The 12,977-nt window shown below is 58.9% G+C and carries 13 protein-coding genes; 5 read left to right on the top strand and 8 right to left on the bottom strand.

Translation table 11 applies throughout. The features are described 5' to 3' along the window. Positions 1 to 4: 4 nt before the first annotated feature. A complete protein-coding gene (araJ, locus tag ACOI6Z_RS19000; RefSeq protein WP_023289841.1) occupies positions 5 to 1,159 on the bottom strand; it encodes an MFS transporter AraJ in 1,155 nt (384 codons plus the stop codon). 277 nt (positions 1,160 to 1,436) lie between these two features. Between araJ and ACOI6Z_RS18995 the strand changes: the two genes are divergently transcribed. The 4 genes from ACOI6Z_RS18995 to ACOI6Z_RS18980 all read left to right on the top strand — a co-directional run bounded on the left by ACOI6Z_RS18995 (position 1,437) and on the right by ACOI6Z_RS18980 (position 3,466). Continuing rightward, positions 1,437 to 1,874: a VOC family protein gene (locus tag ACOI6Z_RS18995; RefSeq protein ID WP_023289842.1), complete on the top strand. Its 438-nt coding sequence runs from the start codon at positions 1,437 to 1,439 to the stop codon at positions 1,872 to 1,874. Between the two features lie 86 nt (positions 1,875 to 1,960). Continuing rightward, a complete protein-coding gene (ppk2, locus tag ACOI6Z_RS18990) occupies positions 1,961 to 2,779 on the top strand; it encodes a polyphosphate kinase 2 (protein WP_023289843.1) in 819 nt (272 codons plus the stop codon). A 178-nt stretch (positions 2,780 to 2,957) separates the two neighbouring features. After that, complete coding sequence (locus ACOI6Z_RS18985; RefSeq protein ID WP_048297594.1) at positions 2,958 to 3,143, top strand: hypothetical protein; 186 nt, start codon at positions 2,958 to 2,960, stop codon at positions 3,141 to 3,143. Further along, positions 3,140 to 3,466: a CcdB family protein gene (locus tag ACOI6Z_RS18980; protein WP_048297595.1), complete on the top strand. Its 327-nt coding sequence runs from the start codon at positions 3,140 to 3,142 to the stop codon at positions 3,464 to 3,466. The genes ACOI6Z_RS18985 and ACOI6Z_RS18980 overlap by 4 nt, the downstream gene beginning before the upstream one ends. 52 nt (positions 3,467 to 3,518) lie before the next feature. On the opposite strand, the gene fdnI is transcribed toward ACOI6Z_RS18980, so the two are convergent. From fdnI to fdnG, 3 genes are read right to left on the bottom strand one after another with little or no spacing between them, the layout of a single operon-like run. Then, positions 3,519 to 4,175: a formate dehydrogenase-N subunit gamma gene (gene fdnI, locus ACOI6Z_RS18975; RefSeq protein WP_232712513.1), complete on the bottom strand. Its 657-nt coding sequence runs from the start codon at positions 4,173 to 4,175 to the stop codon at positions 3,519 to 3,521. Continuing rightward, the gene (fdxH, locus tag ACOI6Z_RS18970) at positions 4,168 to 5,052 is read right to left on the bottom strand and encodes a formate dehydrogenase subunit beta (RefSeq protein ID WP_032453008.1); all 885 of its coding nucleotides are present in this window, start codon (positions 5,050 to 5,052) and stop codon (positions 4,168 to 4,170) included. The genes fdnI and fdxH overlap by 8 nt, the downstream gene beginning before the upstream one ends. An 11-nt stretch (positions 5,053 to 5,063) precedes the next feature. Then, positions 5,064 to 8,111: a formate dehydrogenase-N subunit alpha gene (gene fdnG / locus ACOI6Z_RS18965; RefSeq protein ID WP_148720954.1), complete on the bottom strand. Its 3,048-nt coding sequence runs from the start codon at positions 8,109 to 8,111 to the stop codon at positions 5,064 to 5,066. A 225-nt stretch (positions 8,112 to 8,336) separates the two neighbouring features. On the opposite strand from fdnG, the gene yddG reads away from it, so the two are divergent. Continuing rightward, positions 8,337 to 9,215 (top strand): aromatic amino acid DMT transporter YddG, encoded by an 879-nt coding sequence (yddG, locus tag ACOI6Z_RS18960; protein ID WP_420687479.1) that lies wholly within the window; start codon positions 8,337 to 8,339, stop codon positions 9,213 to 9,215. On the opposite strand, the gene benD is transcribed toward yddG, so the two are convergent. The 4 genes from benD to ACOI6Z_RS18940 are packed head-to-tail and all read right to left on the bottom strand — an operon-like array spanning position 9,212 to position 12,888. Continuing rightward, positions 9,212 to 9,985, bottom strand: a complete 774-nt coding sequence (benD, locus tag ACOI6Z_RS18955) for a benzoate diol dehydrogenase BenD (protein WP_023289850.1) — start codon at positions 9,983 to 9,985, stop codon at positions 9,212 to 9,214. The two genes, yddG and benD, sit on opposite strands and share 4 nt — an antisense overlap. Positions 9,986 to 9,994: 9 nt before the next feature. Further along, the gene (benC, locus tag ACOI6Z_RS18950) at positions 9,995 to 11,011 is read right to left on the bottom strand and encodes a benzoate 1,2-dioxygenase electron transfer component BenC (protein ID WP_065812588.1); all 1,017 of its coding nucleotides are present in this window, start codon (positions 11,009 to 11,011) and stop codon (positions 9,995 to 9,997) included. Between the two features lie 9 nt (positions 11,012 to 11,020). Further along, entirely contained in the window at positions 11,021 to 11,506 is a 486-nt protein-coding gene (benB, locus tag ACOI6Z_RS18945) for a benzoate 1,2-dioxygenase small subunit (protein ID WP_023289852.1), read from the bottom strand. Further along, on the bottom strand, positions 11,506 to 12,888 hold the full coding sequence (locus tag ACOI6Z_RS18940) for a Rieske 2Fe-2S domain-containing protein (RefSeq protein WP_044523467.1): 1,383 nt from the start codon (positions 12,886 to 12,888) through the stop codon (positions 11,506 to 11,508). The genes benB and ACOI6Z_RS18940 overlap by 1 nt, the downstream gene beginning before the upstream one ends. Positions 12,889 to 12,977 lie beyond the last annotated feature (89 nt).

Genomic DNA, 12,977 nt, shown 5'->3' with positions numbered 1-12,977 from the left:
GTCGTTAGCAAGCCTGTCGGCGCTGATGGCGGCCGTAGATGAGCAAGGCGCTCATCGCCAGAAACGACAGCGTGGCGGCGGGGAGCGCCACGCTGTTCCAGCCGAAGCCCTGGGCAATCATCATTCCGCCGCAGAAGGCGCCGATGGCGCTCCCGAGGTTAAAGGCGATCTGCCCCCCAGCCGCCCCCAGCATCTCGCCGCCTTTGGCGTTCTGCAGCAACAGGATCTGCAGCGGCGCCGACAGGGCGAACAGCCCGGCACAGCAGAAAAACGCCAGCGTCAGCGAAGCGATTTTATGCTCCCCGAAGGCAAAGATCAGCAGCAGCGTCACAGCGATCGCCCCGTCGGTGATGGCTGCGATGCGCAGCGGACTGTAGCGCCCGGAAATTTTGCCGCTGAACAGGTTGCCGACCACCATCCCCAGCCCCGCCAGCATCATAATCAGCATCATCCGGCTTTCGGCAAAGCCGGAAACGTTGAGCATAAAAGGCTTGATATAGCTGAACCACGCGAACACCCCGGCGTTGCCGAACATGGTGGCGGCAAAAATCAGCCACGGCGCCGGGGAAGCGAGGAAACGGAACTGCTCGCGCAGCCGGGTGGTGGCCCGATCATACAGCGTAGGGACCCAGCAGAAGATGGCCATAAACACCGCGACGTTAAACACCGCGATAAGCGCGAAGGTATAGCGCCAGCTAAAATGATGCCCAAGCCAGGTGCCCCCGGGAACGCCCACCAGGTTAGCCACCGTCATGCCGCCGATCATCCCCGCCACCGCGGCGGTCACCCTCCCCGGCGGCGCGATTTTCGACAGGATAATCGCCCCCACGCCGAAGAAAGCCCCGTGGGGAAACCCGGAAACCAGCCGGCCAAGCGCCAGCATGGCGTAGCTGCTCGAGAAGGTAAACAGGGTATTGCCGAGAATGCACAGGGCGGCGAGAAACAGCATCACCGATTTCAACGAAAACCGACTGGAGAGCAACGCCATGATCGGCGCGCCGATCACCACGCCGAAGGCATACCAGGCAATCATATTGCCGGCGGCGGGGATTGAAATCCCGACATCGCGCGCCATGTCCGGCAGCACGCCCATAATGCCAAATTCCGCCATGCCGAGTCCGAAAGTGCCCAGCGCCAGTGAAAAAATCGTTTTTTTCATACATCTTATAGGGGTATTGAGAGACGGCCGGCATTATTGACCATCCCGCCTCGCCACACCAGCTAAAAACGCCCGACGGCAGTATCCTCCATACAACGGCCTGATTCGTTCATGCGCTCGCCAGCGCCACCATGGCGGTCCTGCTGGCGGCAGAGGCGCCGGGCGGTGGATAATTCCCTGTAAAAATTGGTGGGCACGCAGGGACACATTGTGGATTGATCTCAAGTTAACTTGAGGTTGTAAAGTCGAGACATCGTTCACCTCGGGAGAATCATCCATGCAAAATGTTGATGTTGGCTTTACCCATGTCGCCTTTACCGTCCGCTGTCTGGCCAGCAGCATCGATTTTTATACCCGCTACACGGCGATGACCGTTATTCACCAGCGCGAACCCAACCTCCCCTCGGCGCGTAAAGTGGCGTGGCTCAGCGATCGCACCCGACCTTTCGCCCTGGTGCTGGTGCAAAGTGATGACCCTGCCGACACGCCGCTGGGTCCGTTCGGCCATCTCGGCGTCGCCTGCGCCACCCAGGCGGAGATCGATGAGAAGGTCGCCCAGGCGCGGCGGGAAGGCGTTCTGCGCCGGGAACCGGAGCAGCTGGGCGATCCTGTGGGCTATTTCGCTTTCTTTGCCGACCCGGACGGTAACACCCTGGAGCTGTCATGGGGGCAGCGAGTGGGGCTGGAAGTCATTGCCGCGGGGAACGTCAGCTAGCCCGTCCCGGGCGCGAATATTTTCCACCGCCACGCCAGTGAAGGATTACACTTCAAAGGGATACCTCGGCAACACGGAGCATGGCGATGGGTAATAAGAAAAGCGGTCATCCTGTCGACGCGGCGGTGAAGATCGCCCCGCTCGACAATAAAGCGTACGAGAAGGCGCTGCGCAAGCTCCACGTTGAGCTGGTAAAACTGCAGCGCTGGGTGGTGCATAAAGGGCTGAAGGTATGCATCGTCTTTGAAGGCCGGGACGGCGCCGGCAAAGGCGGCACGATTAAGGCGATCACCGAGCGCGTCAGTCCGCGGATCTTCCGGGTCGTCGCCTTACCCTCGCCCACCGAACGCGAGAAAAGTCAGCTCTATTTTCAGCGCTATATCAAGCACCTCCCGGCGGCTGGCGAAATCGTGATTTTCGATCGCAGCTGGTATAACCGCGCCGGCGTCGAACGGGTGATGGGCTTTTGTACCCCGGAGGAGGTGCAGAAGTTCCTCGACGGCGCGCCGATGGTGGAGCGCGGCATGGTCGAGTCGGGCATTATCCTGCTCAAGTACTGGCTGGAGGTCTCTCCGCAGGAGCAGGAGCGGCGCCTGCGGGATCGCATCGACGACGGGCGCAAGATCTGGAAGCTCTCGCCGATGGACATCAAGTCTTTCAACCGCTGGGATGAATATACCGCTGCCCGCGACGCCATGTTCGCCGCCACCGACACCGCCTGGGCGCCGTGGTTCGTCGCCCGCTCCGAAGATAAAAAGCGGGTGCGTCTGAATATCATCACCCACCTGCTGTCGCAGATCCCCTACGAAGCCTTGCCAGTGGAGCATGTTACGCTGCCGAAGCGCAAAATGGGCAAAATGAAACAGACCAATTTCCCCTTCCGCTTTATTCCGGAGAAGTTCTGATTATTTCCCGCCGCGCTGGTTAATGCCAGCGCCGGCTTTATTACCATAACCATGAATATTTCATGCGGTTGCTTTCCTCTGGAACTTGTCTCGCAAAATAAATATTAAATTTACTGCTGGGATTTATTTTTTAGTGAGTAAAGAGAATAATCACGGAACCAACCGCAAGGAGCCGATGATGAAAAGTAATACGTTACGTAAAAGACCTACCGACGTACCCGTCCAGAAGGCGTCAGCGCAGGCAGGTAAGGATCTACGGGAAGCCGATAAACAGCAACAGCATAAGGAATTCATTACCGCAATGAATGACTTTATTGCAAAAGCAGGCACTCTCACGGATGATGAATTTTTCAGGGTACTATGATGCTTGAGCAATTCAATATCTATCGAAACTGTTCTGCTCAGACAAATAAAACCCTGCCGTATTATATGATCGTGCAGAATGATTATTATGCAGACCTGGCCACGAGAGTCATTATTCCATTAATGCGACCGCAACAGTTACCTCGCTGGCATCAGCATGTCACACCAAGGATAAATATAGAATTTGACAGCTTTTTACTTTGTACGCCGATGATCAGTAATTTAAATAATAAACGGATCCAGCCACAGGATTTCGTCTGCAATCTGAGTCATGCGCGCCAGGGCGTTATCGATTCAATCGATACACTGATCACGAACTGCTGACTGCCGGGAACCCGCTCCGACATATCCGGAGCGGGTTTCGCGCTGTGACGGCTTAATTCATCCCTTCGCGACTCTCTTTGATCGCCTCCAGACGTTCGACATCGCGATACCAGCGCGGGTGATGTTTCTTCGCCCAACGGCGGCTGACCTTGCCTTCAATCATCCCCTTAATCGACCCCTTCACCCAGAACGCCATATACATATGGATAAGGATCGCGTGGATCAGAATAATGGCCGACGTCGCGTGAATTAACAGGCTGTAGCGAATCACCTGAATCGGGAAATAGTGGGCAAACCAGGGACGCCAGATAATCACGCCGGTCACCAGCAGCACAAAAATCATGCTCATGATGGTCCAGAACATCATCTTTTGCCCGGCGTTATATTTACCGACCCGCGCCACTTTATGCTCGTTGCCTTTCAGCACCTCCACAATGCCTTTCAGCCAGGGGATATCCTGTTTATCAGGGATGTTGTGATGGACAAAACGCACGAACATAAACATCAGGGCGATAAAAATCAGCACTCCGAAGAAGGGGTGCAGAATACGCCCCATCTGCGGGGTACCGAAGGTTTCCGTCAGCCACTGCAGGGTCGGGAAGAAAAACGAAATACCCGATAGCGCCACGAGGAAGAAAGCGATCACCACCGTCCAGTGACAGGCGCGATCGATAAAGGTCGTGCGCACTATCATCTTCGATTTACTCATCATGCTCCTCCTCGTCGTCGTCAACTTCCTTATTTGGCCCGATACCGATGTAGTGATAGATAAGCCCGGCAAAGGTAGCGATAAAGCCCGCCGCCGACAGCGGCTTCAGGATCCCTTTCCACAGCTCCACCGAGGTATCAATCTTCGGCGCAGCAGGCAGCTTGTGATAAAGCTCGGGCTGGTCGGCATGATGCAGGACGTACATCACATGGGTGCCGCCGACGCCCTGCGGGTTGTAAATCCCGGCCCTGGCATAGCCGCGTTTTTTCAGCTTAGCCACCCGCTCCTCGGCCACCTCCAGCATCTCTTTCTTCGTACCGAAGTGGATCGCGCCGGTCGGACAGGTTTTCACGCACGCCGGTTCCTGACCGACGCTGACCCGGTCCACGCACAGGGTGCATTTATAGACCCGGTTATCCTCTTTATTGAGACGCGGGACGTTAAACGGACAGCCGGCAATGCAGTAGCCGCAGCCGATGCAGTTTTCCTGCTGGAAATCGACGATGCCGTTGGCGTACTGAATAATCGCCCCGGCGGACGGGCAGGCCTTCAGGCAGCCCGGCTCTTCGCAGTGCATACAGCCATCCTTACGGATAAGCCACTCCAGTTTGCCGTTCTGTTCGGTCTCGCTAAAGCGCATCACCGTCCAGGATTTAGCGCTGAGATCCGCCGGGTTGTCGTACACCCCGACGCAGTGCCCCACCTCATCGCGGATGTCGTTCCACTCGGAGCAGGCCACCTGGCAGGCTTTACAGCCCACGCAGGAGGAGACATCGATAAGCTTGGCGACTTCCGCCTTATGATCCCGCGCGCGCGGCGCGGGCGTGATCGGGTTGGTCGCGGAGCGTTTAATAATGTCTTGTGTTTCCATCGCCATTGAATCGCTCCTTACGCTTTCTCGATGTTGACCAGAAACGCCTTGTACTCCGGCGTTTGCGAGTTGGAATCGCCGACGTTCGGCGTCAGGGTGTTGGCGATATAGCCTTTGCGAGCCACGCCTTCAAAACCCCAGTGCAGCGGGATCCCGACGGTCTCCACCTGCTGGCCGTTGACGTTGAGAGTTTGCAGACGGCGCGTCACCACCGCCACCGCGCGAATAAAGCCGCGCTGGCTGCTGACTTTTACCCGGTCGCCGTTGGCGATGCCTTTCGCTTTTGCCAGCCCTTCGCTGATTTCGACAAACTGTTCCGGCTGCGCGATGGAATTGAGCAGCGCATGCTTGGTCCAGGTATGGAAGTGTTCGGTAAGACGATAGGTGGTCCCGACGTACGGGAACTTATCCTTCTTACCTAAGCGAATGGCGTCCTCTTCATACACACGCACCACCGGGCTGGAGACCACCTTCGGGTGCAGCGGGTTAGTGCCAAGCGGGGTTTCCATCGGCTCGTAGTGTTCCGGGAACGGCCCTTCCGCCAGCTTATCCAGTGCGAACAGGCGACCCAGCCCCTCCTGCTGCATGATAAACGGCCCGGTGTTGCTCCCCGGCGGCGCGGTATTGAAGTCCGGAATATCATTCCCGACCCACTTGCTGCCGTTCCACTGGATCAGCATCCGCTTCGCATCCCACGGCTTGCCGTTGATGTCGGCTGACGCGCGGTTATAGAGCACCCGGCGATTGAGCGGCCACGCCCAGGCCCAGCCCAACGTATTGCCCAGACCCGACGGGTCGGCGTTATCGCGGTTCGCCATCTGGTTGCCCTGCTCCGTCCAGCTGCCGCTGTAGATCCAGCAAGACGACGCGGTGGTGCCGTCATCGCGCAGCAGCGCGAAGCTATTGAGCAGTTGCCCTTTTTTCGCCAGCGGCGCGCCGTTAGCGTCGTAGAGATCCGCCAGCGCGTAGCCGTTGTTCTCTTTCGCCACCTCTTCTGATTCCGGACGATCCGGCTGCTTGTAGTGCCAGCCCATCTTCAGCAGCGGCTCAGCGCCTTTACCACCTTCGGTGCGGTACAGTTCGCGCAGACGATGGTAAATCCCGGCCAGGATCTCGCCGTCGTTACGTGCTTCACCTGGGGCATCCTGACCTTTCCAGTGCCACTGCAGCCAGCGGCCAGAGTTAGCGATCGAACCGTCCTCTTCGGCAAAGCAGGTCGATGGCAGGCGGAAGACTTCGGTCTGAATGGCTGCCGGGTCGACATCGTTCGACTCACCGTGGTTTTGCCAGAAGGTCGAGGTTTCAGTCACCAGCGGGTCGATAACCACCATATACTTCAGCTTGCTCAGGCTGCGAACCACCTTGTTTTTATCCGGGAACGACGCCACCGGGTTAAAGCCCTGGCAGATATAGCCGGTGACGTTGCCGTTATCCATCATGTTGAAGTACTTGATCACGTCGTAAGCCTGGTCCCACTTCGGTAACCACTCAAAGCCCCAGTCGTTCTCTTTTTGCGCCGCCTCGCCGTAGAAGGACTTCATCAGGCTGACAAAGAATTTCGGGTAGTTGCTCCAGTAGTTCACCTGGTCCGGCAGGGTCGCTTTTGGCGTGTTGGCCGTCAGATACGTCTGCAGATCCGGCTGCTTATCAGAAGGCAGCGTCAGGTAGCCCGGCAGGCTGGTGGACAGCAGGCCAAGGTCGGTCAGTCCCTGAATATTAGAGTGACCGCGCAGGGCATTCACGCCGCCGCCGGCCATGCCCATATTGCCGAGCAGCAGCTGGATCATCGCCATGGTGCGAATGTTCTGCGCGCCGACGGTGTGCTGCGTCCAGCCCAGGGCATACAGGAAAGTGGTGGTGCGATCGGCGGCGCTGGTTGAGGCCAGCACGTCGCACACCTTGAGGAAGTCCGCTTTCGGCGTACCGCAGATGTTTTCGACCACCTCCGGCGTGTAACGGGAAACGTGCTGCTTCAGCAGGTTCCACACGCAGCGCGGATGGCTGAGCGTCTCATCGCGTTTGGCGTAGCCGTTTTCATCGAACTGGTAGTTCCAGGACGATTTATCATACTGGCGTTTGTCCGCATCATAGCCGCTGAACAGCCCCTCTTCGAAGGCAAAATCATCCCGCACCAGCAGGCTGGCGTTGGTGTAGTGCTTCACGTACTCGGCATTGATTTTGTTATGTTCGATCAGGTACAGCAGGACCCCCGACAGGAAGGTAATGTCGGTACCGGAGCGAATCGGCGCATAGATATCCGCCACCGACGCCGTACGCGTAAAGCGCGGGTCGACAACGATAAGCGTGGCGTCGTTGTTGTTTTTCGCTTCCATCGCCCAGCGGAATCCCACCGGGTGGGCTTCCGCGGCGTTGCCGCCCATCACCACCACGACGTTCGCGTTTTTGATATCCACCCAGTGGTTGGTCATCGCACCGCGACCAAATGTTGGAGCAAGACTTGCTACCGTTGGTCCGTGTCAGACGCGTGCCTGGTTGTCTACCGCCAGCATGCCGAGCGAACGCACAAATTTTTGCGTCAGCATGCCGGTTTCATTACTTGCTGCCGAAGCGCACAGCATGCCGGTGGAAAGCCAGCGGTTAACCGTCACGCCCTGTTCGTTCTTTTCCATAAAGTTGGCGTCGCGGTCGGCTTTCATCAGCCGGGCGATGCGGCTGAAGGCTTCATCCCAGGAGAGTCGCTGCCATTTATCAGATCCCGGCGCGCGGTATTCCGGGTAGCGCAGGCGGTTGTCGCTGTGGACATAGTCCAGCAGGCCGGCGCCTTTCGGACATAACGCGCCGCGGCTCACCGGATGGTCCGGATCCCCTTCAATATGGTAAATCGCTTCTTTGGCGTTTTTCGCGCCGTCGCCGAGGCTATACATTAATAGCCCGCAGCCAACGGAGCAGTAAGTGCAGGTGTTGCGGATCTCTTTCGCACGCAGCAATTTGTAGTTGCGTGCCTGAGCTAGCGCCATTTTGGGGGCAAAGCCCAGGGCGGCAGCTGTGGTTCCGGCCATACCGCCTGCGCAGATCTTAAAGAACTTTCTGCGGCTGACGTCCATTGCATTCCTCCATGCAGGATGTTGATTCATCGCGCGGAGGAAACTAACAGCAAAATCCCGGGAAAATTTGCGTCAAATCAAGGAGCAAAACCAACGCCCCCTTAATCGCCAGCCGCGGCCGTTTTCACTAATCCCTAGGGGTTACCCATGGCGGAAAATTTCGCCCCGCGGCGGTAAAAAGATGATATATATGCCGGCTGCATTTGCGTAACCCTCAGGATAAGCATGGAGAAAAAGAGAGCCACGACCATCGGCTTCGCCGCCATTATTTTATGGAGCACCATGGTCGGATTGATTCGCGGCGTCAGCGAAGGACTGGGACCGGTCGGCGGCGCGGCGATGATTTACAGCCTCAGCGGCCTGCTGCTGATTTTTACCGTCGGTTTCCCTAACCTGCGCCAGATCCCGCGCCGCTATCTGCTGGCCGGCAGCGCGCTGTTCGTCAGCTATGAAATCTGCCTCGCGCTATCCCTGGGCTATGCCGCCAGCCGTCAGCAGGCCATTGAAGTGGGGATGGTCAATTACCTGTGGCCCAGCCTGACCATTCTGTTCGCCATCCTGTTTAATGGTCAGAAAAGCAGCTGGCTGGTGATCCCCGGTTTGCTTCTCGCCCTGCTTGGCGTCGGCTGGGTGTTGGGGGGTGAGCACGGCCTGCAGCTGGACGAGATTATCAGCAACGTCATCTCCAGCCCGCTCAGCTATCTGCTGGCCTTTATCGGCGCCTTTATCTGGGCGGCCTACTGCACGGTGACGGCCAAATATGCCCGCGGCAAAAATGCCATTACCCTGTTCGTCCTGTTAACCGCGCTGACGCTGTGGCTGAAGTTTCTCGCCACGCCGCAGCCGCCGGTGGTCTTCAGCTGGCCGGTCAGCATCAAGCTGCTGACGGTAGCGGTGGCGCTCGGTCTGGCCTACGCCGCGTGGAACGTGGGGATCCTCCACGGCAACGTCAGCCTGCTGGCGGCGGCCTCCTACTTCACGCCGGTGCTCTCCTCCGCGCTGGCGGTGATCCTGCTTAGCGCCGCGCTATCGTGGCCCTTCTGGCAGGGGGCCGGGATGGTGTGTCTCGGCTCCCTGCTCTGCTGGTACGCGACCCGCCGTTAGCCGAGATCCCCGCCCGCCACCGGGAGGGTCACGCCGGTGATATAGCTGGCCTCATCGCTGGCGAGGAACAGGATCGCATTCGCCTGTTCCGCCAGCGTGCCGTAGCGGTGCATCAGGCTGCTGGCCACCGTCTGATCGACCACCTGCTGATACCATACCTTCTCCTGCTCACCGGGCTGCTCGTCGTTACGCGGCGTCAGGCGCGGCGGCGCCTCCGTCCCGCCCGGCGCGACGGCATTGATGCGGATGCCGCTGCCGCTGTACTCCATGGCGATCGACCGGGTCAGCGCATTGACGCCGCCTTTCGCCGCCGAGTAAGGCACCCGGTTGACCCCCGCCGTCGCCACCGATGAGACGTTGACGATGCTGCCTTTGCCCTGCTTGAGCATCCAGGGCAGCGCCGCGCGGCAGCCCCACAGGGTGGGAAACAGCGAGCGGCGGATCTCTTTCTCAATCTGGTCCGGCTGGTATTCGGCAAACGGCCGCGCCCAGATAGTCCCCCCGACGTTATTGATTAGCACATCGATGCGGCCAAAATGCGCGACCCCGTCGGCAAACGCCTGCTCGGCGCTCGGCCACTGTTCCAGGTCCGCCTCCAGCGCCAGCACCTGACTGCCGGACTGCGCCAGGGTCGCCGCCAGCTCGCGCACCCAGGGCGCGCGATCGATGAGCAGCAGAGCCGCGCCTTCCGCAGCCGCCTGCTCCGCGGTCTGGCGGCCAATGCCCTGGGCCGCGCCGGTGATGGCGACCACTTTATCGCGAAAACGCATACTACCTCCTTATGCCGCCGCGCTCTGGCTGGCGATAAATTTCTCGTACCAGAAGCCCGCCGGGGCGATCCCTCGCTCGCGCAGCGCCGTGGCGACCGCGTTGACCATCGGCGGCGGGCCGCAAAGGTAGATATCGACCTCGCCATTATTCAGCATGGCGTCGTCAAGATGATCGGTGACAAAGCCGCGCTGCGGGCAGGCGCTGTTTTCCTCCGCCACCACCGGCAGCCAGCGAAAATGGGTTAACTGCTGACGGAATGCCTCCAGCGCCTCGGTCTTCACCAGGTCGCCGTCGCGCGTGACGCCATACAGCAGGGTCACCGGGCGCGAGCTGTTCTGCGCCTGCAGGGTCTCGAGCATGGAGAGCAGCGGCGCCAGCCCGGTACCGCCGGCCAGCATCAGCAGCGGACGTTCGCCATGGCGCAGATAGAAGCTGCCCATCGGGCCGCTGAGGATCAGGCGATCGCCGGGCCGCGCCTGCCGGGTTAACCACTGGCTCATCATGCCGCCGGGCACGTTACGGATCAGGAAACGTCCTTCTGCCGAGCCTGGGCGGGAGCTGAAGGAATAGGCGCGAACGTGCGGCGTGCCTGGCACCTGGATGTTGACGTACTGCCCCGCCAGGAAGTCCAGCGGCTCATCGAGGGCGACCACCAGCTCGACGGCGGTATCGGACAGACAATTCACCTGCCGCACCTGCGCCCCGGTGTTCGTCAGGGCGGTTTTACACTGGGCGGCAGTCACTGGCACATCGATAACGCAGTCGCTGGTGGGCACCATCTGACAGGTCAGCACCTGGCGGGCCTGCGCTTCCTCGTCGCTTAGCGCTTCGTCGAGATACTCGTCGCCGAGAGCGTATTCCCCGCTGGCGCAGTGGCATTTGCAGGTGCCGCACACGCCGTCCGAGCAGTCCATCGGCAAATTCACCTTCTGCCGATAGGCGGCATCCAGGACTTTCTCTCCGGCATGGCATTGAATAAAGCGGGTAATACCGTCCTCAAAATTAAGAGCAATAGTGAAGGTCATAAGCGCCTCTTAAATGTGGTAAACGTCGATCACCTGACGGATATAATCGTTATTCAGGCGCACGGTTTTGCGCACGATCTGCGGTCTGCCGTCCTGCTCGGTCAGCGTGCAGCAGGTGGCGCCGAAAAAGGCGTCGGTGTGCTGATAGCGGTGGCTCCAGGTCACCCAGCTGTAACGCACCTCCAGCCCTTCATCGTTCTCACCCAGCAGCTCGACGTTGCTGATGATATGGGTGGTTCGCGGCTCCGGCGTGCTGGCCCCTGAGCGCTCGGTTTTAATGCGGTAGACGCGATCCTCCAGCCCTTCGCGGTTGGGATAGTAGATCAGCGAAATCTCTTTTTGCGGATCGCGCGTCAGCTGGTCATCGTCGCCCCACGCCGGCATCCAGTAGACGACCTGCGGGCTGTAGCAGCTGAGCCATTCATCCCACTGACGATCATCCAGCAGACGGGCTTCGTAGTAGAGAAACTGGCGTACCTGTTCGAGGTTCAGCATCAGGCCACCTCCACGCGCTGGGTGATCGACTGGTCATAGCGTTGCTGCTCTTGTTCAATCGCCGCCAGCATCAGCGTCTGCCAGTGATGGTGATGGGCGATATACAGCGCCTCGTCCTCCGATTTCACGCCGCTTAAGCGCGGATGAAATCCGGCGTGCTGCGCATGCTCATCCGGACCGTCGACCCAGCGCAGCGCGCCGCGGCTGAGATCGCTCCACGCCAGATTTTCGCCGAGATAGCCGCGCTGACAGGCGCTGAACTCTTCGAGGTCGTCCGGGGTGCCCATCCCGCTGACGTTAAAGAAATCCTCGTACTGGCGGATGCGCAGGGCCCGCGCCTGGTCGGATTCCCCCTTCGGCGCAAAGCACCAGATAGTGACTTCGGTTTTGTCCACCGCCAGCGGACGAATGACGCGGATCTGGGTGGAGAATTGATCCATCAGATAGACGTTGGGGTACAGGCACAGGTTGCGGGTTTCGTTGACCATCTGGTCGGCGCGGAGTTCGCCGAATTCCGCCTGCAGGCGCTCACGGTGGGCATACACCGGGCGCACCTCCGGGTTCAGCGCCCGGGTCCACAGCAGCATATGGCCGTTATCAAATCCGTAGCCGCCGCCGAGGCTTTTTGACCAGCCGTTGGCGTCCACCGCATGGGTGCCTTCCGCTTCATAATTGCGCCGCGACATGGTGGAGGCATAGTTCCAGTGCACCACGCTCACGTGGTAGCCATCAGCGCCGTTCTCTGCGCCCAGCTTCCAGTTGCCCTCGTACACATAGCTCGACGATCCCTTGAGCACCTCCAGCCCCTCCGGCGCCTGGTCGACGATCAGATCGATGATTTTGCAGGTTTCCCCGAGATAGGCTTCCAGCGGCTGCACGTCGGCATTGAGGCTACCGAATAAGAAACCGCGATAGGACTGAAAACGCGGCAGCTTTTGCAGGTCGTGCGATCCTTCCTGTTTGAAAGTGTCAGGATAGCCGCCGGTGCTTTCATCTTTGGCTTTTAATAGTTTGCCATTATTGCTGAAGGTCCAGCCGTGAAACGGACAGGTAAATGAGTTTTTATTCCCGGTTTTCCGTCGACATAACATCGCGCCGCGGTGGGCGCAGCTGTTAATTAACGCATGCAGCTCGTTCTTTTTATCGCGGGTAATAATGACCGGCTGACGCCCCAGCGTCAGGGTATAATAATCCCCCGGCTCGGCTATTTGGCTTTCATGGGCGAGAAACGCCCAATTACCTTCAAAGATATGCTTCATTTCAAATTCAAACAGCTGCGGGTCGGTAAATATCGAACGGTGGCAGCGGTAAATATGGTTTTCACGATCGACAATTAAGGCGTTGTTAATTTTGTCTTTAAGCGCTGATAGCGTTTTTTGCATGAGTCAGTCCCTCCTGCAGTATTCAGGATGAAAGAAACCGGGTGAATTGTTTGCTTTCAGGTGCAATGTCTGGCCCGGGCAACCGCGTG

Source organism: Klebsiella sp. C239 (assembly GCF_048822715.1).
Taxonomy (GTDB): domain Bacteria; phylum Pseudomonadota; class Gammaproteobacteria; order Enterobacterales; family Enterobacteriaceae; genus Klebsiella; species Klebsiella quasipneumoniae.
This window is presented reverse-complemented; position numbering and strand designations above follow the sequence as displayed.